At 61.2% G+C, this 23,897-nt stretch carries 20 protein-coding genes and 1 pseudogene; 15 read left to right on the top strand and 6 right to left on the bottom strand.

Going from position 1 to position 23,897, the window contains the following annotated elements; all coding sequences use genetic code 11:
• A complete protein-coding gene (dhaR, locus tag CKW09_RS21195; RefSeq protein ID WP_095099291.1) occupies window positions 1-1,950 on the bottom strand; it encodes a dihydroxyacetone kinase operon transcriptional regulator DhaR in 1,950 nt (649 codons plus the stop codon).
• A 152-nt stretch (window positions 1,951-2,102) separates the two neighbouring features.
• A complete protein-coding gene (tolC, locus tag CKW09_RS21190) occupies window positions 2,103-3,599 on the bottom strand; it encodes an outer membrane channel protein TolC (protein ID WP_095099289.1) in 1,497 nt (498 codons plus the stop codon).
• A gap of 283 nt (window positions 3,600-3,882) precedes the next feature.
• Between tolC and nudF the strand changes: the two genes are divergently transcribed.
• From nudF to CKW09_RS21160, 6 genes and pseudogenes are all read left to right on the top strand, one after another.
• A complete protein-coding gene (gene nudF, locus CKW09_RS21185; RefSeq protein WP_061797228.1) occupies window positions 3,883-4,515 on the top strand; it encodes an ADP-ribose diphosphatase in 633 nt (210 codons plus the stop codon).
• Window positions 4,515-4,940, top strand: coding sequence for a DUF1249 family protein (locus tag CKW09_RS21180; RefSeq protein WP_061797230.1), 426 nt, complete (start codon window positions 4,515-4,517; stop codon window positions 4,938-4,940). Before nudF ends, CKW09_RS21180 begins: the two co-directional genes overlap by 1 nt.
• 27 nt (window positions 4,941-4,967) lie before the next feature.
• Window positions 4,968-5,795: pseudogene (gene cpdA / locus CKW09_RS21175) on the top strand (3',5'-cyclic-AMP phosphodiesterase).
• Window positions 5,795-6,376, top strand: a complete 582-nt coding sequence (gene yqiA / locus CKW09_RS21170; protein WP_061797235.1) for an esterase YqiA — start codon at window positions 5,795-5,797, stop codon at window positions 6,374-6,376. The pseudogene cpdA and the gene yqiA overlap by 1 nt, the downstream one beginning before the upstream one ends.
• Window positions 6,377-6,423: 47 nt before the next feature.
• Window positions 6,424-8,319, top strand: a complete 1,896-nt coding sequence (parE, locus tag CKW09_RS21165; protein ID WP_095099286.1) for a DNA topoisomerase IV subunit B — start codon at window positions 6,424-6,426, stop codon at window positions 8,317-8,319.
• A gap of 83 nt (window positions 8,320-8,402) precedes the next feature.
• Window positions 8,403-9,299 carry a LysR substrate-binding domain-containing protein gene (locus CKW09_RS21160; RefSeq protein ID WP_061797239.1) on the top strand — a complete coding sequence of 299 codons (897 nt, stop codon included), beginning with the start codon at window positions 8,403-8,405 and terminating at the stop codon, window positions 9,297-9,299.
• 5 nt (window positions 9,300-9,304) lie between these two features.
• On the opposite strand, the gene CKW09_RS21155 is transcribed toward CKW09_RS21160, so the two are convergent.
• Window positions 9,305-9,613 (bottom strand): putative quinol monooxygenase, encoded by a 309-nt coding sequence (locus tag CKW09_RS21155; protein ID WP_061797241.1) that lies wholly within the window; start codon window positions 9,611-9,613, stop codon window positions 9,305-9,307.
• A gap of 33 nt (window positions 9,614-9,646) precedes the next feature.
• Window positions 9,647-10,228: an NAD(P)H-dependent oxidoreductase gene (locus CKW09_RS21150; RefSeq protein ID WP_061797243.1), complete on the bottom strand. Its 582-nt coding sequence runs from the start codon at window positions 10,226-10,228 to the stop codon at window positions 9,647-9,649.
• A gap of 325 nt (window positions 10,229-10,553) precedes the next feature.
• Between CKW09_RS21150 and parC the strand changes: the two genes are divergently transcribed.
• The 3 genes from parC to ftsP all read left to right on the top strand — a co-directional run bounded on the left by parC (window position 10,554) and on the right by ftsP (window position 15,359).
• A complete protein-coding gene (gene parC / locus CKW09_RS21145) occupies window positions 10,554-12,830 on the top strand; it encodes a DNA topoisomerase IV subunit A (protein WP_061797246.1) in 2,277 nt (758 codons plus the stop codon).
• Window positions 12,831-13,074: 244 nt separating this feature from the next.
• On the top strand, window positions 13,075-13,809 hold the full coding sequence (locus CKW09_RS21140; RefSeq protein WP_095099283.1) for a 1-acylglycerol-3-phosphate O-acyltransferase: 735 nt from the start codon (window positions 13,075-13,077) through the stop codon (window positions 13,807-13,809).
• A 134-nt stretch (window positions 13,810-13,943) separates the two neighbouring features.
• Window positions 13,944-15,359, top strand: a complete 1,416-nt coding sequence (gene ftsP / locus CKW09_RS21135; protein WP_061797250.1) for a cell division protein FtsP — start codon at window positions 13,944-13,946, stop codon at window positions 15,357-15,359.
• Window positions 15,360-15,388: 29 nt separating this feature from the next.
• On the opposite strand, the gene CKW09_RS21130 is transcribed toward ftsP, so the two are convergent.
• A complete protein-coding gene (locus CKW09_RS21130) occupies window positions 15,389-16,255 on the bottom strand; it encodes a PfkB family carbohydrate kinase (RefSeq protein WP_061797252.1) in 867 nt (288 codons plus the stop codon).
• 270 nt (window positions 16,256-16,525) lie between these two features.
• On the opposite strand from CKW09_RS21130, the gene CKW09_RS21125 reads away from it, so the two are divergent.
• Both CKW09_RS21125 and CKW09_RS21120 read left to right on the top strand, forming a co-directional pair.
• On the top strand, window positions 16,526-17,260 hold the full coding sequence (locus CKW09_RS21125; RefSeq protein WP_095099280.1) for a GntR family transcriptional regulator: 735 nt from the start codon (window positions 16,526-16,528) through the stop codon (window positions 17,258-17,260).
• Between the two features lie 80 nt (window positions 17,261-17,340).
• The gene (locus tag CKW09_RS21120; protein WP_061797256.1) at window positions 17,341-19,506 is read left to right on the top strand and encodes a YgiQ family radical SAM protein; all 2,166 of its coding nucleotides are present in this window, start codon (window positions 17,341-17,343) and stop codon (window positions 19,504-19,506) included.
• 43 nt (window positions 19,507-19,549) lie between these two features.
• Here CKW09_RS21120 and CKW09_RS21115 read toward each other — a convergent pair whose 3' ends face one another.
• Window positions 19,550-20,155, bottom strand: coding sequence for a transglycosylase SLT domain-containing protein (locus tag CKW09_RS21115; RefSeq protein WP_061797257.1), 606 nt, complete (start codon window positions 20,153-20,155; stop codon window positions 19,550-19,552).
• Between the two features lie 280 nt (window positions 20,156-20,435).
• On the opposite strand from CKW09_RS21115, the gene CKW09_RS21110 reads away from it, so the two are divergent.
• The 4 genes from CKW09_RS21110 to CKW09_RS21095 all read left to right on the top strand — a co-directional run bounded on the left by CKW09_RS21110 (window position 20,436) and on the right by CKW09_RS21095 (window position 23,878).
• A complete protein-coding gene (locus tag CKW09_RS21110) occupies window positions 20,436-20,747 on the top strand; it encodes a PTS sugar transporter subunit IIB (RefSeq protein ID WP_061797258.1) in 312 nt (103 codons plus the stop codon).
• An 85-nt stretch (window positions 20,748-20,832) separates the two neighbouring features.
• Window positions 20,833-22,152, top strand: a complete 1,320-nt coding sequence (locus tag CKW09_RS21105; protein WP_061797259.1) for a PTS sugar transporter subunit IIC — start codon at window positions 20,833-20,835, stop codon at window positions 22,150-22,152.
• Window positions 22,149-22,478: a PTS lactose/cellobiose transporter subunit IIA gene (locus CKW09_RS21100; RefSeq protein WP_061797260.1), complete on the top strand. Its 330-nt coding sequence runs from the start codon at window positions 22,149-22,151 to the stop codon at window positions 22,476-22,478. The genes CKW09_RS21105 and CKW09_RS21100 overlap by 4 nt, the downstream gene beginning before the upstream one ends.
• Window positions 22,475-23,878: a GH1 family beta-glucosidase gene (locus tag CKW09_RS21095; protein WP_061797262.1), complete on the top strand. Its 1,404-nt coding sequence runs from the start codon at window positions 22,475-22,477 to the stop codon at window positions 23,876-23,878. Before CKW09_RS21100 ends, CKW09_RS21095 begins: the two co-directional genes overlap by 4 nt.
• The last annotated feature ends 19 nt before the right edge of the window (window positions 23,879-23,897 follow it).

Genomic DNA, 23,897 nt, shown 5'->3' with positions numbered 1-23,897 from the left:
TCAGGCGCGCAGCTTGAACTGGCGGATATCAAGCTGATGCCGCTTTATTTTCCGCCACAGCGTGGTGCGGCCGATGCCCAACAGCTGCGCCATTTCATGCAGTTGCCCGCGGCTGACGTTGGCCGCGCGCAGGATCGCCTGCCGCTCCTGCTCCTCCAGGCTCAGCAGCGGCATGGCGGGGGGCGGATCGCTTTCCAGCAGCGGCTGCTGGCCGAGCAGATGCGCCGGCAAATCCGCCAGCTGGATATGGTGGCCGTGACAAATCATCGCCGCGCGCTCCACCACGCCCTTCAGCTCCAGATCGTTGCCCGGCCACAGGTACAGCGCAAGCTGGGCCGTCACTTCGTCATCCACCCTGAAACGGCATTGGAAATGCTGCTCCAGCGCGCGCAGATGATGCTTCACCACTAGCGCGATGTCGCTCAGCCGTTGGCGCAGCGGCGGAATTTGGATTTCGAACGCCTGCAGGCTGTAAAACAGCTGGCGGCGGAAGCGGTTCTGCTGCACCAGCAGCGGCAGGTTGGCGGCGCTGCCGGCGATCACCCGCACATCGACCGGGATCACCCGGCTGGAGTTGAGGCGGATCACCACGCCGGTCTTCAGCACCTGCAGCAGCGCGGACTGCATCTCCGCCGGCAGGTATTCTATCTGTTCCAGATACAGCGTGCCGCCGTTGGCCAGCTCGAACTTGCTGAGCTGGCCGGCCTCTTCTTCGCTGGCGTCGCTGCCCAGCAGTGCGCGCAGCCCCCGGCCCTCCGGCAGCAGTTGGCAGTTGAGGGCGATATAGGGGCCGGCGGCGCGTTCGCTGGCGTTGTGGATCGCCTGGCTGAGCAGCTCTTTGCCGACGCCTTCTTCGCCGCACAGCAGGATCGGATGCTGGCCCTTCGCCGCCTGCTGGCCATAGCGGATCAGCCGGCGCATCTCCAGCGAGGCGGAGGGCATCTGCTCGAAGCTGTGGCTGACGCGCCCCAACTGGCTGCTGACGTACCGGTGCAAAGGCTCCAGCGGGTGCAGCAGGGCGATGAAGCTGCAGCGTTCGCCGTCGAAGACCGGCTTCAGGGTCAGCAGGGCGGCGATAAACTGCCGTTGGCTTTCGAAGGTGACCTCTACGTGCTGCAGCGGCCGGCGTTGGGCAATGGCGCGTTTCAGCAGGGCGGGCAGCGTCAGCAACTGCGTCAGCGGTTTGCCCTGACACTGCTGTTCATCCAGCTTCAGCAGGCCGGCGGCGCGCTGGTTGATGTATTGCAGGTAACCGCGGTGGTCCCAGGCCATTACGCCGTCGTCGACGCCATCCAGCAGGCCGTAAAGCTGATTCAGATGGCGGTTGGATTCCGCCAGCAACCCGTCGGCGTTCAGCGAATTGCCGATCTCGCGGGCGAGCGCCAGCGTCAGCGACAGGTCGCCGGCGGCGCCGTCGGCCAGCAGGCAGCCCAGCGCAATCGCGCCGCGCTGACGCCCGCTGTTGTCGTAGACCGGGGTGGCGCAAAACGCCCAGCCGTGCAGCGCTCGCCGCACGTGTTCGTCACCGCTGACCCGCACCGGGTGGCCCTCCGCCGCGGCCAGCGCCGGCGCATTGGTGCCGATGTGGCCTTCGGCCCAGTAGGCGCCGGGGGCGAACCCCAGCTGCAGCAGCCCTTGCCGCGTTTGGGCATCTCCGCACTCCCACAGCATGCAGCCGCTTTCATCGAGGATCATCAACAGGCAGCGGCGCGGCTCCATATATTCGCAGGCGTCTTCCAGCGCCGCCTGGCCGAGGGTCAGCAGGTCGTTTTTACGCTGGCAGATCGAATCGAAGGTGGCGCCCAGCGCCCGGTGCGGGGGGGACCAGACCGCGGGTTGCATCAGGTTGCGGCAGCGCAGCCAGGAGGCGTAAATCGCCGGCGCGGGGCGTTCCTGCGGCGGCAGCGCGCCGTCGGCAGTCAGTCGTCGCCAGCTTGCAGCATTGTTCATCGGATCTCACCTAAACGGAGAAAAACCATGGGACAGATGATACCACCGCAGGCGGGGAGTCTGGCTGTGAGGCGGCGGGCAGAACCGGTGACGCAGGCAAAAAAAACGGGGCGCGGCGAAGGCCGAACCCCGTGTTCATCAGGCGGCGGGCATCAGTTGCGGAAAGGGTTGCCGCTGTTGCGCGTTGGCTGAGTGGCAGCGGCGGGCGCCGGCGCCGAGGCGCGGGTGGCGGCCGGCGCGGCGGTTTGCTGCATCGGCGCATTGTCCTGATAACCGTCAGCATAGGCATCCTGCGTGCGGTTCTGCGGCGCTACGGCATCCGGTGAGGTGGAAATCGGTTTGCCCAGCGCGCCGTTCAGCGTCAGCAGATCGTTCTGGTTCAGCGTGCCGAGTGCGGACTTGATGTTCAGCTGGTTGATCAGGTAGGTGTAACGCGCGTCGGACAGCTGACGTTTGGCGTTATACAGCGTGGTGGTGGCGTCCAGCACGTCGACGATGGTGCGGGTGCCGACCTGGTAGCCGGCCTCCATGGCGTCCAGAGAGCTCTGGGCGGAAACCACCGCCTGTTTGTAGGCGTTGATGCTGCTGATCGAGGCGTTGACGTTGTTGAACGACGAACGCACGGTCTGCACGACGCTGCGGTGCGAGCTTTCCAGCTGTTCGCTGGCGCCGACGAAGTTGTACTGCGCCTGTTTTACCTGCGAGTTGGTCGCGCCGCCGCTGTAGATCGGCAGGTTGAAGCTTACGCCGATTTTATTCTGGCCGATATCAGTATCGGGATTCGTGTTGCCTGAACCACTGTACTTGCTATTGGTGATGCCGGTGGAGGCGCTCATATCCACGGTCGGCATATAGCCGGTCTGCGCCGAGCGGATCTGCTCACGCGCCAGGTCCTGGCTCAGGCGCGCGGACAGCAGGCTCAGGTTGCGCGCTTCGGCCTCTTTCAGCAGGTTGTTCACCGCTTCCGGCCGTTGGGTGGTGAAGCGATCGGTGTTCAGCGAGGCCAGTTCAGGATAGAACGCGCCGGTCACCTGACGCAGCGATTCCAGGGCGTTGTCCAGATCGTTGCGGGCGGAGACTTCGGCCGCCAGCACGGTATCGTAGTTGGAGCGGGCGTTCTGCACGTCGGTGATCGCCACCAGGCCCACGTTGAAGCGCTGGGTGGTTTGATCCAGGGTGCGGTACACCGCGTCTTTCTGCGCCTGGGTGTAAGACAGCGTGTCAATCGCCTTCAGCACGTTGAAGTAGGCGGTGGCGGTGTTAAGGATCAGCGTCTGTTCCGAGGTCTGGAAGGTGACGTCGGAGATACCGGCGGTCTTCTCCTGCAGCGTCAGCGCGCGCCATTTCGACATGTCGAAAATGGTCTGGGTCAGCGCCAGCGATCCGCTGGTGACGTCGCTGTTCACGTTGTTGGCATCGCGGTAACCGTTGCCATAGGTATAACCGGCGGTCAAACCCAATTGCGGCAGCAGCGGGCTGCGCGCTTCGTTGATTTTTTCGAATGCGGCGTCGCGGTCAGCAGCAGTTTTGCGCAGGTCCGGGTTACTTTCCCTGGCCTGTTTGTAGACCTGCAGCAGGTTCTCTGCCTGGCTCATTGCACTGAAGCCGCCCAGGCTCAGTCCGATAAGAAGGGGGAGCAGTTTCTTCATTTGCATTCCTTGTTGTGCAGCAATATTGCTATGTTAGCGCTGACGATAGACGAAATAGTTGCCGATTCTAGCAGAGTCTGCAGTACGCATCAGGTGGCTGAATGTGCCATCCGGCGTAACTTTTACCTTTCAGGCCGCCCATTTGCCGCCGTTCAACTGGCCGCGCAGACCGCACCTGATATTATGGCTGACAATCTATCATAAAGCTGCGGCAGATCGTCCGGCCGTTTCTGTCATCAAAACTGTTTATTTTATCGGCATACTCATGCAGGAGAATTCGCTTATGAGCCGTTCACAGCCGTCGCCGGTTACTTTCGATAAAAAAGATGTAGAAATTATTGCACGTGAGACGCTGTACCGTGGTTTTTTTTCACTCAATTTATACCGTTTCCGCCATCGCCTGTTCAACGGCGACATGAGCCCCGAGATAAAACGCGAGATTTTCGAGCGCGGGCATGCGGCGGTGCTGTTACCCTATGACCCGGTGCGCGACCAGGTGGTGCTGATTGAACAACTGCGCATCGCCGCGGTCGATACCAGTAATTCCCCCTGGCTGCTGGAAATGGTGGCGGGTATGATCGAAACCGGCGAGAGCGTCGAAGACGTGTGCCGCCGAGAAGCCGAAGAAGAAGCCGGCGTGGCGGTCGGCCGCTGCAAGCCGGTGTTGAGCTATCTGGCCAGCCCGGGGGGCACCAGCGAGCGCCTGTCGATCATGGTCGGCGAGGTCGACGCCGCCACCGCCGAGGGCATCCATGGACTGGAGGAAGAAAATGAAGACATCCGCGTCCACGTGGTCAGCCGCGAACAGGCTTATCGCTGGGTTGAAGAAGGCGCGATCGATAACGCCGCATCGGTGATTGCATTGCAATGGCTGGCGTTGCACCATGAATCGCTAAGAAAAGAGTGGGCCAACTAATGAAACAACGCTATACCCCTGATTTCCCCGAAATGATGCGGTTGTGCGAAACCAACTTCGCGCAATTGCGCCGCTTGCTGCCGCGCAACGACGAAGTGGGTGAAACGGCGACTTATCAGGTGAATGGCGCCCACTATCGTCTGACCCTCGTCGAGTCTACGCGCTATACCTCGCTGGTGGAGATCGAACAGACCTTTCCCGCCGTCAGCTACTGGAGCCTGCCGGCCATGACGGTGCGGCTGTATCATGACGCCATGGTTGCGGAAGTGTGTTCCACTCAGCAGATCTATCGCTTTAAAGCGCGTTATGATTATCCTAATAAAAAGTTGCATCAACGCGACGAAAAGCATCAAATTAACCAGTTTCTTGCTGATTGGTTGCGCTACTGCTTGGCGCATGGAGCGATGGCGGTTCCGGTTTGTTAGACAGACTGAAATAACAAAGGACACCATTTGGAAAGCCTGTTTAGACTGCCCGTGGCGAGTGGGAACACGGTCAGGATCCTACAAATAACAGATACCCACCTTTTTGCCGGCGAAAATGAGACCCTGCTCGGCATCAATACCTATCGCAGCTACCATGCGGTGCTGGACGCCGTCCAGGCGCAGCGGCGCGAGGTCGATCTCATCGTCGCCACCGGCGATTTGGCGCAGGACCATTCACAGGCTGCGTATCGGCACTTTGCCGAGGGTATCGCCAGGTTGCCGGCGCCCTGCGTCTGGCTGCCGGGCAATCACGATTTCCAGCCGGCGATGGTCGATGCGCTGGCCGCCGCCGGCATCGCGCCCTCCAAGCACGTGCTGCTGGGCGATAAATGGCAGGTGCTGCTGCTCGACAGCTAGGTGTTCGGCGTGCCGCACGGCGAACTGAGCGAGTATCAGCTCGAGTGGATGGAGCGCTGCCTGCAGGCCCACCCAGAGCGTTATACTCTGCTGCTGCTGCACCATCACCCGTTGCCTTCCGGCTGTACCTGGCTCGATCAGCACAGCCTGCGCAACCCGCATATGCTGGGGGCGATCCTGCTGCGCTATCCCAAGGTGAATACCCTGGTCTGCGGGCATATTCACCAGGATCTGGACCTCGAATGGCAGGGCCGCCGCCTGTTGGCGACGCCGTCCACCTGCGTGCAATTCAAGCCGCACTGCACTAATTTTACCATCGACGAGGTTTCTCCCGGCTGGCGTTACCTCGACCTGCTGCCGGACGGCCGGGTCGAAACGCAGGTATTCCGGCTGGAGAACGACGATTTCCGCCCCGACATGGATTCGGATGGGTACTGATGTCTACGCTACTTTATCTGCACGGTTTCAACAGTTCGCCGCAGTCGGCCAAGGCGACCGCCTTCAAGGCCTGGCTGGCCGAGCATCATCCGACTATCGAGATGCTGGTGCCGCAGCTGCCGGCATTCCCGGCGGAAGCCGCCGAAATGTTGGAAAATCTGGTGATGGAACGCGCCGGGCAGACGCTGGGCGTGGTCGGCTCTTCGCTGGGCGGCTACTACGCCACCTGGCTTTCGCAGTGTTTTTCACTGCCGGCAGTAGTGGTTAACCCTGCGGTGAAGCCGTTTGAGCTGCTGATTGACTACCTTGGCGAAAACGAGAACCCCTACACCGGCCAGCAATATGTGTTAGAGTCACGTCACGTTTACGATCTGAAAGTGATGCAGATCGATCCCTTGGAGTCGCCGGATTTAATCTGGTTGCTGCAACAAACGGGCGATGAAATTCTCGATTACGGACAGGCGGTGGCCTATTACACCGCGTGCCGGCAAACGGTGGAGTCGGGTGGAAACCACGCCTTCGTCGGTTTCGAGCACTACTTCCCCCAGATTGTGGATTTTTTAGGGCTAAACGCCGTCTGAGCAGACGGTTCCGGCACCTTCCTTTAACCACGAAAAAATAATCAACGATGACTCAATCCAGCTATAACGCTGATGCCATTGAAGTACTCAGCGGTCTAGAACCAGTGCGCCGTCGTCCCGGCATGTATACCGACACGACGCGTCCAAACCACCTCGGACAAGAGGTGATCGATAACAGCGTCGATGAAGCCCTGGCCGGCCACGCCAAGCGCATCGACGTGATTCTGCACGCCGATCAGTCGCTGGAAGTGATCGACGACGGTCGCGGCATGCCGGTGGATATCCACCCGGAAGAGGGCGTGCCTGCGGTTGAGCTGATCCTGTGCCGGCTGCACGCCGGCGGCAAATTCTCGAATAAAAACTACCAGTTCTCCGGCGGCCTGCACGGCGTGGGGATTTCGGTGGTCAACGCCCTGTCGACGCGGGTCGAGGTCAGCGTGCGCCGCGACGGCAACGTCTACGGCATCGCCTTCGAAAACGGCGACAAGGTGCAGGACCTGACGGTGACCGGCACCTGCGGCAAACGCAATACCGGCACCAGCGTCCACTTCTGGCCCGACGGGCAGTTCTTCGACAGCCCGCGCTTCTCGGTTTCGCGCCTGAGCCACCTGCTGAAAGCCAAAGCGGTGCTGTGCCCCGGCGTCGAGATCTACTTTATCGACAAGGTGAACAACACCGAGCAGCGCTGGTGCTATCAGGACGGCCTGACCGATTACCTGATGGAAGCGGTCAACGGCCTGATCACCCTGCCGGAGGCGCCGTTCGTCGGCAACTTCGCCGGCGACACCGAGGCGGTGGACTGGGCGCTGCTGTGGCTGCCGGAAGGCGGCGAGCTGCTGACCGAAAGCTACGTCAACCTGATCCCGACCATGCAGGGCGGCACCCACGTCAACGGCCTGCGCCAGGGGTTGCTGGACGCGATGCGCGAGTTCTGCGAATTCCGCAACATTCTGCCGCGCGGCGTGAAGCTGTCGGCGGAGGATATCTGGGACCGCTGCGCCTACGTGCTGTCGGTGAAGATGCAGGATCCGCAGTTCGCCGGCCAGACCAAAGAACGCCTGTCGTCGCGCCAATGCGCGGCCTTCGTTTCCGGCGTGGTTAAAGACGCCTTCAGCCTGTGGCTGAACCAGAACGTCCAGGCGGCGGAACAGCTGGCCGAGTTGGCGATCTCCAGCGCCCAGCGCCGTCTGCGCGCCGCCAAGAAGGTGGTGCGCAAGAAGCTGACCAGCGGGCCGGCGCTGCCGGGCAAGCTGGCGGACTGCACCTCGCAGGATCTGAGCATGACCGAACTGTTCCTGGTGGAAGGGGACTCGGCGGGCGGCTCGGCCAAGCAGGCGCGCGATCGCGAATATCAGGCGATCATGCCGCTGAAAGGCAAAATCCTGAACACCTGGGAGGTCTCCTCCGACGAAGTGCTGGCCTCGCAGGAGGTGCACGACATTTCCGTGGCGATCGGCATCGATCCGGACAGCGAAGATCTCAGCCAACTGCGCTACGGCAAAATCTGCATCCTGGCGGATGCCGACTCCGACGGTCTGCACATCGCCACGCTGCTGTGCGCGCTGTTCGTGCGTCATTTCCGTTCGCTGGTGAAAGGCGGCCACGTGTATGTGGCGATGCCGCCGCTGTATCGCATCGATCTCGGCAAAGAGGTGTTCTACGCGCTGGATGAAGAAGAAAAAGCCGGCGTGCTGGAACAGCTGAAGCGCAAAAAGGGCAAGCCTAACGTTCAGCGCTTTAAAGGTCTGGGTGAGATGAACCCGCTGCAGCTGCGCGAAACCACGCTGGATCCGAATACCCGCCGTCTGGTGCAGTTGACGGTGAGCGACGACGACGTGGATCAAACGCTGGCGGTGATGGACATGCTGCTGGCCAAGAAGCGTTCGGAAGACCGCCGCAACTGGCTGCAGGACAAGGGCGACATGGCCGAACTGTCGGTCTGAGCCGTTCCCGGGCCCGGTTTCCCGATCGGGCCCGCTTCCCGCAGGGCGTTGCATGCGGCGCCCGATAACCATGGGCGGAATGCATGAAGATCACCCTCGAAGAATTGCTGGCGTTCACCTCGGTGGTCGACAGCGGCTCCATCACCTCCGCAGCCGAGCTGCTCGGCCAAACCACCTCCGGCATCAGCCGCGCGCTCAGCCGTCTGGAAAAGAAGCTCGACACCACGCTGATGCGCCGCACCACGCGCCGGCTCGAGCTGACCGAAGAGGGGCAGAGCTTCCTCAATCACGCCCGCGAGATTATCCGTTCGGTGGAGAACGCCGAAGAGCAGATGGCGTTGCGCCGGCTGATCCCGGCCGGGCGGCTGCGGGTCAACGCCGCCGCGCCTTTTATGGAACACGTGATCGTGCCGCTGGTGGCGGGCTTTCGCCAGAGCTTTCCGCAGATTGAGCTGGAGCTGAATACCGACAATCTGATCATCGATCTGCTGGAGAAACGTACCGATATCGCCATCCGCATCGGCGCGCTGCGCGATTCGACCATCCACGCCCGGCTGCTGGGATCGAGCCGGTTGCGCATTCTCGCCAGCCCGGGCTACCTGGCGCGGCACGGCACGCCGCACAGCGTGGATGAGCTGCATCAGCACAGCCTGCTGGGGTTCACCCAACCGGAATCGCTGAATCAGTGGCCGCTGCGGACCCGGCAGGCGCAGCATTTCACCATCGAACCGACCCTGTCCGCCTCCAGCGGCGAGACGCTGCGGCAGCTGGCGCTGCGAGACGCGGGGATCGTGCAGTTGGCGGATTTCATGACGCGCGACGATCGGCAAAACGGGCGGCTGGTGCCGCTGCTGGAACGGGATACGCTGGACGTGCGCCAGCCGATCAATGCGGTGTATTACCGCAACACCCAGCTGGCGGCGCGTATTACCTGCTTTTTGGACTACGTCAGCGCGCACATCGACGCGCAGACGCTGTAGGCCGATTACAGTGCGTTATCCAGCACGTAGATGGTGGTGTCCAGCACGCTGTCTTTGATGACGTCACGGTGCTTGAGCATGTGATCGATCTGCAGGTGTTTTTCCAGGTGCGCCTGGCTTTGCCATTTTTCCAGCATGAACACCGAATCCGGCGACAGCTTCTGCCACGGCGCCTGGGTATGGCTGTCGACCATCGGCGTGTATTCGCCGCAGCCGTCTTCCGCCAACACCAGCGGCACCAGTTTCTCGATCGCTTTCAGTACCGTTTCACGCTGGCCCGGTTTGGTTTTGATTTCTGCAATTACGGTGATCATCACTACCTCATTGATTAACGTGCCTAATGTGATTTAAGCAAAAATTTCCGTCAGGTGCGCGCGATAACGTGCGATATCGCCGTCGATATCCGGTTGTTTAATCACGTCGTTACAGATAAAGGTCGGCAGCGCTTCCATACCCAGGAACTGATTCGCCTTGTGGAAATGCAGGTAAACGCCGTCGACGCCCACGCCGTGGAAGAACTGGTCGGGGTCGGTAAAGGCTTCCAGCGGGGCGTTCCAGGTCAGGCTCAGCATGTATTTCTTGCCCTGGATCAGGCCGCCCGAGCCGTATTTCTTGCTGGCGTCGGAGCGGGTGCGACCGTCGCTGGCGTACAGGCTGCCGTGCCCGGCGGTGAACACCTCATCGAGGTATTTTTTCAGGATCCACGGCTCACCCATCCACCAGCCCGGCATCTGGTAGACCACCACGTCGGCCCACAGGTATTTCTGCACCTCGGCCTCGATGTCATAGCCGTCGTCGACTACGGTAACCTGCACATCGTGCTGCACGTCGCGCAGGAAGCTTTCCGCCACGTCGCTCAGGGTTTGGTTGAGTTCGCCATTTGAATGGCCGAATTGTTTTTTAGCATTGATAATCAGGATATTGCTCATCTTTCGCGGCTCCTGTCAGAGTTAAGATATGTCATGTTCTCCGCGTTAACGGGCGGAAAACATTGCGCTGAAAGAGAGTGTAATCGTTAGCCAAGCAGGTAAAAATGCGATCCAGCGCACAACAGTGTTGACTGTGAGTCAATAAAAGCGCCGTCAGGCGGCGAAATGTTGCATAAACTTAGCGGCTGAATCGGCTTCAGCCGGCGATCCTTGCGCCAGCTGTGACAGCCACCCCGCAGATGGGTTACTATCGCGGGCAGAATCGACAAGCTATGCCCATTGTCGTCCAGGGATTGCCAAGCCACGGTCTGAGGATAATTGAGTAATGAGTGATCTGACTCATGACGGTGTAGAGCGTTTACCGCTGCACACATTCACTGAAAACGCCTATCTGAACTATTCCATGTACGTCATCATGGATCGGGCGTTGCCGTACATTGGCGACGGTTTGAAGCCGGTACAACGCCGCATCATCTACGCCATGTCTGAGCTGGGGCTGAACAACAGCGCCAAATTCAAAAAATCCGCCCGTACCGTGGGCGACGTGCTGGGTAAATACCACCCGCACGGCGACAGCGCCTGTTACGAAGCCATGGTGCTGATGGCTCAGCCGTTCTCGTATCGCTATCCGCTGGTAGACGGCCAGGGGAACTGGGGGGCGCCGGACGATCCCAAGTCGTTCGCCGCCATGCGTTATACCGAATCGCGCCTGTCGAAATATGCGGAAGTGCTGCTGGCCGAGCTGGGCCAGGGCACCGTCGACTGGGTGCCTAACTTCGACGGCACCCTGCAGGAGCCGAAGATGTTGCCGGCGCGCCTGCCGAACATCCTGCTTAACGGCACCACCGGCATCGCCGTCGGCATGGCCACCGACATTCCGCCGCACAACGTGCGCGAAGTGGCCGCCGCCGCCGTGGCCCTGATCGACAAACCGGGCAGCTCGCTCGACGATCTGCTCGAGTTCGTGCAGGGGCCGGATTTCCCGACCGAAGCCGAAATCATCACCCCGCGCGACGAAATTCGCAAAATTTACCAGAACGGCCGCGGCTCGGTGCGCATGCGCGCCGTGTGGAAGAAGGAAGACGGCAGCGCGGTGATCACCGCCTTGCCGCACCAGGTTTCCGGCGCCAAGGTGCTGGAGCAAATCGCCAGCCAGATGCGCGCCAAGAAGCTGCCGATGGTCGAGGATCTGCGCGATGAATCCGATCACGAGAACCCGACGCGCCTGGTGATCGTGCCGCGCTCCAACCGCATCGATCTGGAGCAGGTGATGAACCACCTGTTCGCCACCACCGATCTGGAGCGCAGCTACCGCGTCAACATGAACATGATCGGCCTGGACAACCGCCCGCAGGTGAAAGGGCTGGTGGAAATCCTCACCGAATGGCTGGCCTACCGCCGCGATACGGTGCGCCGCCGCCTCAACTATCGCCTCGAGAAGGTGCTGAAACGCCTGCACATCCTCGAAGGCTTGCTGGTGGCGTTCCTCAATATCGATGAAGTGATCCACATCATCCGCAGCGAGGACGAGCCCAAGCCGGTGCTGATGCAGCGCTTCGGCATCTCCGATACCCAGGCGGAAGCGATCCTCGAGCTGAAGCTGCGCCATTTGGCCAAGCTGGAAGAGTTCAAAATCCGCGGCGAGCAGGATGAGCTGGCCAAGGAGCGCGATCAGCTGCAGGCGCTGCTGGCGTCCGAACGCAAGCTGAACACGCTGATCAAAAAAGAGATCCAGGCCGATGCGCAGGCCTATGGCGATGACCGCCGCTCGCCGATTACCGAGCGCGAAGAAGCCAAGGCGATGAGCGAGCACGATTTCGTGCCGTCGGAGCCGGTAACCATCGTGCTGTCCGAGATGGGATGGGTGCGCAGCGCCAAGGGGCACGATATCGATCCGAGCGGCCTGAGCTACAAGGCCGGCGACAGCTTCCGCAGCGCGGCGCGCGGCAAGAGCAATCAGCCGGTGGTGTTTATCGACTCCACCGGGCGCAGCTATGCGCTGGATCCGCTGACGCTGCCTTCGGCGCGCGGGCAGGGCGAGCCGCTGACCGGCAAGCTGACGCCGCCGCCGGGCGCCACCATTGAGCAGGTGCTGATGGCGGCGGACGATCAGAAGCTGCTGATGGCCTCCGACGCCGGCTACGGTTTCGTCTGCACCTTTAACGATCTGGTGGCGCGCAACCGCGCCGGCAAGGTGATGATCACCCTGCCGGATAACGCCAGGGCGCTGCCGCCGATGGAAATCCACGGCGAAGACGATATGCTGCTGTCGATCACCGCCGCCGGGCGCATGCTGATGTTCCCGGTCGCCGATCTGCCGCAGCTGTCGAAGGGCAAGGGCAACAAGATTGTCTCCATACCGGCGGCGCAGGCCGCAGCCGGGGAAGACAAGCTGGCCTGGCTGTTCGTGCTGCCGCCGCAGACTTCCGTCACCCTGCACGTCGGCAAACGCAAGCTGACGCTGCGGCCGGAGGACCTGCAAAAGTTCCGCGCCGAGCGGGGCCGCAAAGGGACCCAGCTGCCGCGTGGCCTGCAGCGCATCGATCGCGTCGAAGTGGATGCGCCGCCGCGCGCCGCGGCCGCGGGCGACAGCGAAGAGTAAGCGCTGCGGTAAGATAATCAGACGGGGCGCAGCCATGCTGCGCCCGCTTTATTTCCCGCGTCGGCGGTTATTTTCAAATAATTAACATTTACCCGCATAAAATTATTGTGCGCATCGTCGGCTGGCGGGAAAATAGCGAAAAATGCAGGCGCCATTTCCGCTTTCGCGCCCTGCAGTCAAATAATGAGTAAAGGAATCTGCGCAGCGAATCAGGCTGCGTCGGCAGTGTGCTAATGAGGTTGTTATGTTATTGATTTTACGTGCCGTTCTCGCCACTCTCTATTGTATTCTGGTGTGTATTTTCGGCTCTGTGTACTGCTTGTTCAGCCCGCGCGATCCCCGCCATGTGGCAACTTTCGGTCATCTGTTTGGCCGCCTGTCCGGGTTATTCGGTTTGAAAGTGGAAATCCGGGTGCCGGCCGATGCGGCTAAAAACGGCAACTGCATTTATATCGCTAACCACCAAAATAATTACGATATGGTCACGGCGGCCAAAATAGTGCAGCCGCGCACCGTCACCGTGGGTAAAAAAAGCCTGCTGTGGGTTCCCTTCTTTGGCCCGCTGTATTGGCTGACCGGTAATCTGCTGATTGATCGGGATAATCGCGCCAAGGCGCACGGCACCATCGCCCAGGTGGCGGAGCAATTTAACAAGCGGGACATTTCTATCTGGATGTTCCCGGAAGGCACGCGCAGCCGCGGCCGCGGGCTGATGCCGTTTAAAACCGGCGCCTTCCATGCGGCCATCGCCGCCGGCGTGCCGATTGTGCCGATCTGCGTCTCCACCACCAGCGGTAAAATTAATCTTAACCGTTGGAATAACGGCCACGCGATCGTTGAAATGCTCGAGCCGATCGACGTCAGCCAATACGGCAAAGAAAATGTGCGTGAGCTGGCGGCCCATTGTCATACGTTGATGCTGGCGAAAATCGCCCAACTGGACGAAGAAGTCGCCCGGCGCAACGCGGCCGGAAAATAATATTCCCAACCGGCTTCAAAGAATGAAATTTTAAACGGCGCCTGACGCCGTTAACGCCCGGGCTCCTGCTAATCTTGCTTACCAGGGGCCCGGGTTTTGCACACGGTTTAGTTATTGCTTTTCATGGAGAAAATATGTCACTCAGTCGACGTCAGTTTATACAGGCATCGGGCCTGGCGCTGTGCGCGGGAGCCGTGCCGCTGAGGGCTGAGGCGAGCGGAACGCAGACCCCTTTACCTATCCCGCCGCTGTTGGAATCCCGCCGTGGCCAGCCGCTGTTTTTAACCCTGCAGCGCGCTCATTGGGCGTTTATGGATAACCGCAAGGCGTCGGTATGGGGCATTAACGGCATGTACCTTGGGCCGACGGTGCGGGTTTACAGCGGCGACGACGTCAAACTGATCTACAGCAACCGCCTGCCGGAGCCGGTGGCGATGACCGTCAGCGGTCTCCAACTGCCGGGCACCCTGATGGGCGGCGCGCCGCGCATGATGTCGCCCAACGTCGACTGGTCGCCGGTGTTGCCGATCCGCCAGGCTGCGGCCACCTGCTGGTATCACGCCAATACGCCGAACCGCATGGCGCCGCACGTCTACAATGGCCTGACCGGGCTGTGGCTGGTGGAGGACGAGGTCAGCAAGGCGTTGCCGCTGCCCAATCACTACGGCGTCGACGATTTCCCGCTGATCATCCAGGACAAACGCTTCGACAACTTCGGCACGCCGGAATACGACCCGCCGTCACAGGGCGGATTCGTCGGCGATACGCTGCTGGTCAACGGCGCGCAAAATCCGTATGTGGAAGTGTCGCGCGGCTGGGTGCGCCTGCGCCTGCTCAACGCCTCCAACTCGCGGCGCTATATCCTGCAGCTCAGCGATGGCCGGCCGCTCAACGTGATCGCCAGCGATCAGGGCTTCCTGCCCGCGCCGGTGGCGGTGCAGCAGCTGTCTCTGGCGCCGGGTGAACGCCGCGAAGTGCTGATCGACATGTCGAAAGGCGACGAGGTGAGCATCACCGCCGGCGAAGCGGCGGGCATCATGGATCGCCTGCGCGGCCTGTTCGAGCCTTCGAGCATTCTGGTCTCTACCCAGGTGCTGACGCTGCGGCCGACCGGATTGCTGCCGCTGGTGACCGACAACCTGCCGATGCGTCTGCTGGCGGACCAGCTGTTGGACGGCAGCGCCAGCCGTACCCGCGATTTCCGCCTGGGCGACAGCGTGGCCGGCATCAACGGCGCCATCTGGGATATGAATCGTATCGATGTGCAGGCTCAGCAGGGCAGCTGGGAACGCTGGAACGTTCACGCGGATACGCCGCAGTCGTTCCATATTCAGGGGGTGCAGTTCCTGATTAAGCGGGTGAACGGCGCGCAGCCGATGGCGGAAGATCGCGGTTGGAAGGATACCGTTTGGATCGATGGCGACGTCGAGCTGCTGGTGTATTTCAATCAGCCGACCTCGGAACACTTCCCGTTCCTCTATTACAGCCAGACGCTGGAAATGGCGGACCGCGGCACCGCCGGTCAGCTGATGGTGCAACCGGCGCCGTAAGGCATGCCTGCGGCGCCGCGCCAGGGCCGTCAGGCCGCGTTGAAGCGCCGCTGCAGCTGTCGCCAGTCCGGCGGATTGGCGGCGCCGGCGCTCGCCACCACGCAGGCGGCTACGCGGTTGGCCAGGTCGACCGCCTGCGGCAGCGGCCAGCCGGCGGACAGCCCGGCCAGCAGGCCGGCGCAGTGGGCATCGCCCGCGCCAACAACGTCAACCTCTTCAACGGCATAGGCCGCGATGTGCTGCGGCCCGCTCTGGCCGTCGCAAATCCATACGCCGTCGCGGCCTAAGCGACAAATCAACGTCAGGTTATGGGCCGCGGCGAAACGCTGCGCGGCGTCAATGGCATCGCCGGCGCCGCACAGCCTGGCCGTTTCATCGCGATTCAGCGTCAGCAGGGTGTGGCTGTCGCTGAGCATGGCGAAAAAGTCCTCGTCGAGCAGGCCGACATGCATGCCGGGATCGAGCAGGCGCCGCTGGTCGAACGGCAGCCGCGTCAGCCATTCACGCAACGCCTCGCCATTTTCCCCCGCCAGCTGCTCGCCGCTGAGGTAAATCAGCGTATCTTCGGTCAGCGGCAGCATGGCCAGCTGGGCCTTGTTCCACTGCGTTTCGCAGCCGGGTTCGCCGGGCTCGCCGTTCGATTGGCGCCAGCCGTTATCCATCAGGCCATGGCGCAGCAGCACCGGCAGGCCCAACCGCGCCATTTCGGCTTCGATCGTCGCGCCCCATTCGCCGTTGCCGACCGGCATGCCGTTGACCACCGGCGCCTCCAGCCGGCGCAGCGCCCGCGCCACGTTAAAGGCGCGGCCGCCGATGCGCCGCTCCTGCGTCGGCGTGACTTCGCCGACGGCGCCGCCCAGCACCAGCACCGGTTTTATCGCTAAAAACTCACTCATCGCTTTCCTCCGCTAGCGGCCATGATGACGGCGCAGCCGCCCGGAGTCGAGCGGCGGAATGCCGTCGGCGCATCGGGCGCTGAATAAAACAGCAACCCAATCCGCGGTTCGCCTGGCGGAAAGTGGTCGAACCAACCAAAATGATCACGGGTCCTGAGAACGGCGAACGGGATGAGGCGGCGTAAAAGTTAGAGGCGCGTCGCTATCGCCGTCAGGCAAATAGGATAAAAGCAAAGCTGGCAGAGGAACGCGGCAAAGAGGGGGGACGTCATGCACGAATTTATCACCTGGCTGTGTCGGCAGCTGGCGCAGGAGGCGGCGGCGCCGCGCTATATGCAGCTGGCGGCGGCGATCGAAATGGCCATCAGGCAACGGACGCTGGCGGCGGGGGATTTTCTGCCGCCGGAGCGGCTGATGGCGGAGGGGCTGGCGCTGTCCAGAGTGACCGTCAGCAAGGCGATGAAGATGCTGGAGGGCAAATCGCTTATTTTGCGCCAGCGGGGCGTGGGTACGCGGGTGGCGATGCACATCGGCTATTCGTGCAACCAGGACGGCAGCGCGACCGCCCAGATGCTGCGCAACGGCAGCAGCGTCAGCAACCAGTGGCTGCTGCGCACCCGCATGACGGCCCCGGCCGAGGTGGCGAAAGCGCTGGCGCTGGAGGGCAGCGCCACGGTGGTTAAGCTGCGGCGTCTGCGATTGATGGACGGCAGCCCGGTATCGCTGGAGACCACCTATATTCCCCCGCGTTTTCTGCCCGATCCTGAGCGGCTCGAGCACTCCCTGCACGCGCTGTGGCAAGCGCGCGGCATCGTGCCGGAAGGCAAGCATTTCCTGCTGAAAGCGGTGGCCTGCAACAGCGAAATGGCCAACCTGCTCAATGTGCACAGCGGCACGCCGCTGCTGCGCATTATCCAGACCAGCCGCAATGCCCGGGGCGAGGTGCTGGCGTTCAGCGAAACCCTGTGCCGCAGCGACGTTTACGAATTTGAAGTGAACAGTTAGTTAAATAACCATGCTCTTTTTGCTACTAGTGCGTATAATCGCCGCCCGGCGATTAATTAACCTGTGAAAAGAGCACCAGAATGAGCACCACCAGCCTGATCCAACCTGACCGTGAACTGTTTTCCTACAAGCCCTATTGGGCCGAATGTTTTGGCCCCGCGCCGTTTTTGCCGATGTCGCGCGAAGAGATGGATCAACTGGGCTGGGACAGCTGCGATGTGATCATTATCAGCGGTGACGCCTATGTCGATCACCCGAGCTTCGGCATGGCGATCATCGGCCGCATGCTGGAGGCGCAGGGCTTCCGCGTCGGCATCATCGCGCAGCCGGACTGGAGCAACAAAGAAGACTTCATGCGTTTGGGCAAACCGAACCTGTTCTTCGGCATCACCGCCGGCAATATGGATTCGATGATCAACCGCTACACCGCGGACCGCAAACTGCGCCACGACGACGCCTACACCGCCGGCAACGTCGGCGGCAAGCGCCCGGACCGCGCCACCCTGGTGTACAGCCAGCGCTGCAAGGAAGCCTACAAAGACGTGCCGATCGTGCTGGGCGGCATCGAAGCGAGCCTGCGCCGCATCGCCCACTACGACTACTGGTCGGATACCGTGCGCCGCTCGGTGCTGGTGGATTCCAAAGCCGATATGCTGATTTACGGCAACGGCGAGCGCCCGCTGGTGGAAGTGGCGCATCGCCTGGCCGCCGGCGAGAAAATCACCGACATCCATGATATTCGCAACACCGCGGTGATGCGTAAAGAAGCGCTGCCGGGCTGGAGCGGCGTGGACTCCACCCGTTTGGACAAACCGGGCCGCATCGAGCCGATCCCGAATCCGTACGGTGACGATCTGCCGTGCGCCGACGGCGCCAAGCCGGAGCCGGAAGCCAAGCCGGTGACCGTACGCGCCGCCAAGCCGAAGCCGTGGGAAAAAACCTACGTGCTGCTGCCGTCGTTCGAAAAGGTGAAGGGCGACAAGGTGCTGTATGCGCACACCTCGCGCATCCTGCACCATGAAACCAACCCGGGCTGCGCGCGCGCGCTGATGCAGAAGCACGGCGACCGCTATGTGTGGATCAACCCGCCGGCCATCCCGCTGACCACGCCGGAAATGGACAGCGTGTTCGCCCTGCCGTACCAGCGCATTCCGCACCCGTCCTACGGCAAGGAAACCATTCCGGCCTATGACATGATTCGCTTCTCGGTGAACATCATGCGCGGCTGCTACGGCGGCTGTTCGTTCTGTTCGATCACCGAGCACGAAGGGCGCATTATCCAGAGCCGTTCGGAAGATTCGATCATTCGCGAAATCGAAGAGATCCGCGACAAGGTGCCGGGCTTTACCGGCGTGATCTCCGATCTGGGCGGCCCGACCGCCAATATGTACATGCTGCGCTGCACCAATCCGCGCGCCGAGCAGACCTGCCGCCGCGCGTCATGCGTCTACCCGGAAATCTGCACCTACATGGACACCAACCACGAACCGACCATCAAGCTGTACCGCCGGGCGCGTTCGCTGGAAGGCATCAAAAAAATCCTGATCGCCTCCGGGGTGCGTTACGATCTGGCGGTGGAAGATCCGCGTTACATCAAAGAGCTGGCGACCCACCACGTCGGCGGCTACCTGAAGATTGCGCCGGAGCACACCGAAGAAGGCCCACTGTCGAAGATGATGAAGCCGGGCATGGGCAGCTACGATCGTTTCAAGCAGCTGTTTGACCACTATTCGAAGCTGGCGGGCAAAGAGCAGTACCTGATCCCGTACTTCATTTCTTCGCACCCTGGCACCCGCGACGAGGATATGGTCAACCTGGCGCTGTGGCTGAAGAAGAACCGTTTCCGCCTCGATCAGGTGCAGAACTTCTATCCGTCGCCGATGGCCAACTCTACCACCATGTATTACAGCGGCAAAAACCCGCTGAGCCGCGTGGGGTACAAGAGCGAAGACGTGGTGGTGCCGCGCGGCGATCGCCAGCGCCGCCTGCACAAGGCGCTGCTGCGCTATCACGATCCGGCCAACTGGGCGATGATCCGCACCGCGCTGGAAGAGATGGGCATGAAGCACCTGATCGGCAGCCGCCGCGAGTGCCTGGTGCCGGCGCCGAGCATCGACGAGCAGCGCGAAGCGCAACGCCTGCAGCGCCGCACCCGCCCGGCGCTGACCAAGCATACCGACATCACGCGACAGCGCACGCCGTCTAACCGGCCGCCGCGCAAGCCGATTCGCAGCGGCAAGCCGTAAAGCAAAAGGAGAACCCCCGGGTTCTCCTTTTTGTTTCGCCGGATCACAATTGCTCGTAGGCGGTTTCCACTTTCATCAGATGGCGTGGCGCCTGCGGCGCGGGATGATATTTGCGCACGTGCCAGTTGAAGGCGTCCGGCGACAGGGTGTTAATTATCGAAATGGCTTGCTGACGATTGCTGGAGAATGTCCGCAGCAGCGCACCGGTGCCGTTCACGTAGGCGATGATGGTGGCGTAACGCAGAGTGACGGGATCGTCGATCCCTTTAAGCTGCTGTTTTTGCAATACGGCCAGATAGGCGGCGCCGAGATCGATATTGGTATCGGGATCCAGCAGATCGTCCTCGTCCGGACAGCCGCGTTTCCCTTTGTAGCGATAGGCGTCACAGCCGGCGGTATCGGCTTTCAGCTGCATTAAACCGATAGCGTTAGACTGGCTCACCGCGGATGGGTTAAAGCCGGATTCCACCTTGATCATCGCGGTGATGAGCCTGGCGTCGATATCATATTCATCGGCGGCGTCTTCGATCGCCTCGTCGTAGGCATGGGGATCGTAGCTGACGCGCTGCTTCTTGCCGGCGCAACCGGCCAATACCAGCATGGCGCAAAGCATGCCCAGGCGTGACCACTGTGATAGGGAAAATTTCATGGTGCTCCGTGCGTCTATTTTTGACTGAGTTAACCGGCGGTTAGGGTCTTGGATGCCATCATCATAGCGTCAGCGGGCACAAAGATCTTTAGTAAAAAAAGCAGCGGTGTCGGCCCTTTTCGCAGAATGAATTTGCCGACAATAACGATTCTGGATCTTCCTCACAGAACCCATTCAAACTCTGTAACCGGTTACTGAAACCGGTTGCTGTTTTTTCATTTTTGCCATCATACTCATTTCTCAACTTAATCATTTGCATCAATTGGCCACAGGAGATCGGATGAAAAAGATATTTCTTTGCTGTGCCGCCGGCATGTCGACCAGCATGGTAGTGAATAAAATGAAAAAGTCTGCCGAACAGCAGGGGATCGAGGTGGATATTATCGCCGTCGGCATCGAAGAGTTTGAAACCACGCTGGCCAATTACCAATGTTGCCTGCTGGGGCCGCAAATTAAATATAAGTTGGCGGACTTTAAAGCCATCGCCGATCGGGAAAATAAACCCATCGCGGTAATTGACAGCATGGATTACGGCATGATGCGCGGCGACAAAATTCTTGCCGAAGCCCTGGCGATGATCGCGCAGCATTAATTTCTTTCGCAGCCGCCGCGCCTGGCCGCAGGCCGGGGCGAACTGCCTAACGCCCGTTTACTCAGAACGTCCCGGGGGTTGAACCATGAGTATCAGCCAGGCCGCATTCAGCTTTATTGAAAACCGCATCAGCCCGATAGCCGGCAGGTTATCCACCCAACGGCATATTATGGCGATCCGCGACGGTTTTATTTCCGCCATGCCATTTATGATTGTCGGGTCATTCTTGCTGGTATTCGCCTACCCGCCTTTTTCCGCCGACAGCGGCTGGAGAATAGCGCAATGGTGGCTGGGGGCGGCGGAAAAACATCAGGTCGCGATCCTTACTCCGTTTAATATGACCATGGGGATAATGTCGATCTATATTACCGCCGCCATTGCCTATAATCTGGCGCAGAGTTATAAGCTCGAGCCATTTATGGCGGCGATGCTGGCGCTGATGTCCTTTCTGCTGGTCGCCGCGCCGCAGACGGAGAAGGTGTTGCCGACCGCCGCGCTCGGCGGCGTCGGGATCTTCACCGCCATTCTGGTGGCTGTCTACACCACCGAACTGATCCGTTTCCTCAAGGTGCGCAACATCGGCATCTCGCTGCCCGAGCAGGTGCCGGCCAAGATCAAGCAGTCGTTTGACCTGCTGATCCCGATCCTGGCGGTGGTGATCACGCTGTATCCGCTCAGCCTGCTGGTGCAGCATCAATTCGCGCTGCTGCTGCCGCAGGCGATCATGGCGCTGTTTCAGCCGCTGATCTCCGCCGCCGACTCGCTGCCGGCGATCCTGCTGGCGGTGCTGATCGGCCACCTGCTGTGGTTTGCCGGCATTCACGGCGCGGTGATCGTTTCCGGCATGCTGCAGGCGTTCTGGCTGACCAACCTGGGCATCAATCAGGAGGCGCTGGCCGCCGGGCAAACGCTGCCGCACATCTTTATGGAGGCGTTCTGGACCTTCTTCATCGTCATCGGCGGCTCGGGCGCCACCTTCGGGCTGGTGCTGCTGTACCTGCGCAGCCGCTCGGCGCACCTGCGTTCGATCGGCAAGCTGAGCCTGGTGCCCAGCTGCTTCAACATCAACGAACCGGTGATCTTCGGCACGCCGATCGTGATGAACCCGACCTTCTTCATTCCCTTTATCACCGCGCCGATCGTCAATTCGATCATCGCCTATGCGGCGGTGAAGCTGGATCTGATCGGCAAGGTGATCTCGGTGGTGCCCTGGACCGCGCCTGCGCCGATCGGCGCCGCCTGGGCCACCGGCTGGGATTTCCGCGCGGCGATCCTGGTGCTGGTGTTGGCCGCGGTATCGGCGCTGATCTACTACCCGTTCTTCAAAGTGTACGAACAGCAGCTGCTGGCGCAGGAAACCGGCGAGACGGAAGACGTCACGCCAACCGAAGGAGCAACCGAATGATGGATATGGAATCGGCGGTGATGGAGCTGATCATCAACGCCGGCGAGGCGCGCAGCTGCGCCATGCAGGCGCTGTACGCGGCGCGAAAATACCAGTGGGAGCAGGTGGACATTCTGCTGGCGGAATCGCAACGGGCCTCGAAGCGCGCGCACGCCACCCAAACCGAGCTGATCGGCTTTGACGAAGGCGAGGGCAAGCTGCCGGTGAACCTGATTATGGTGCACGCGCAGGACCACATCATGAACGCCATGCTGGCGCGCGACCTGGTGGAGGAACTGGTGAGAATTTATCGATTGCTGGAGCAAAATGGGGTGCAGAGCCAATGAGCGTATTTCCGAAAGATTTTCTCTGGGGGGCGGCGACCGCGGCTTACCAGGTCGAGGGCGCGCACGACGCCGACGGCAAGGGGCTGTCCAACTGGGACCTGTTCTCGCACCTGCCCGGCACCACCTATCAGGGCACCAACGGCGACGTGGCGGTCGACCATTATCATCGCTTCAAAGAAGACGTGGCGCTGATGGCGGAGCTGGGCATGCAGACCTACCGCTTTTCCATCTCCTGGCCGCGGGTGCTGCCGCAGGGGCGCGGGGAAGTGAACGAGGCCGGGATCGCTTTTTACAGCGGCCTGATCGACGAGCTGCTGAAGCACAACATCAGGCCGATGATCACCCTGTATCACTGGGATCTGCCGCAGGCGTTGCAGGAAGCGTTCGGCGGCTGGGGATCGCGCGAGATAGTCGAGGCCTTCGACGAATATGCGCGCCTGTGCTATCAGCGCTTCGGCGATCGGGTCGATCTCTGGTCGACCTTCAATGAAACCGTGGTGTTCATCGGCATGGGCTACTTTACCGGCGCGCACCCGCCGAGCCTGACGGATCCGCAACAGGGCATTCAGGCCTGCCATCATGTCTTCCTGGCCAACGCCCGCGCGGTAAAGAGCTTCCGCGAAATGGGGATCCGCGGGCAGATCGGCTTCGTCAACGTGATGCAGCCGCACGATCCGATCAGCGATTCGCCGCAGGATCGCCGCGCCTGCGAGATAGCCGAGGGGATCTTCACCCACTGGCTGTACGATCCGGTGCTGAAGGGCGAGTATCCGGCGGAGCTGCTGGCGATGGCGCAGCAGGCGTTCGGCGTGCCGCAGTTCGCGCCGGGGGACGAGGCGCTGCTGAAGGACAACATCGTCGATTTTATCGGACTGAACTACTACAAGCGCGAGATGGTGGCGCATAACGACGATGTGAACGGTTACGCCATCAATACCAGCGGGCAGAAGGGCAGCGGGCGCGAGCTGGGCTTCAAGGGGCTGTTCAAACTGGTGCGCAATCCGCACGGCGTTTACACCGACTGGGATTGGGAGATTTATCCGCAGGGGCTGACCGACGCCATCGGCCGCATCGTCAAACGTTACGGCAATATCCCCATTTACATCACCGAGAACGGGCTGGGCGCCAAGGATCCGATCGTCGATGGCGAAGTGCGCGATCAACCGCGCATCGATTATTTGCGCGATCACATTCAGGCGATCGGCGCGGCTATCGAGCAGGGCGCCGACGTGCGCGGCTATTATCCGTGGTCGTTTATCGATTTGCTGTCCTGGCTCAACGGTTATCAGAAACAGTACGGTTTCGTGTACGTCGATCACGCCAATAATCTGGCGCGCAGGAAAAAGCAGAGCTTCGGCTGGTATCAGCGGGTGATCGCCAGCAACGGCGAGCGTCTGTAGCGGAGCATGAAATGGCCCT

Source organism: Serratia ficaria (assembly GCF_900187015.1).
Classification (GTDB): domain Bacteria; phylum Pseudomonadota; class Gammaproteobacteria; order Enterobacterales; family Enterobacteriaceae; genus Serratia; species Serratia ficaria.
Note: the sequence above shows the minus strand (reverse complement) of the source record. Positions and strands in the feature narration are given on the sequence as shown.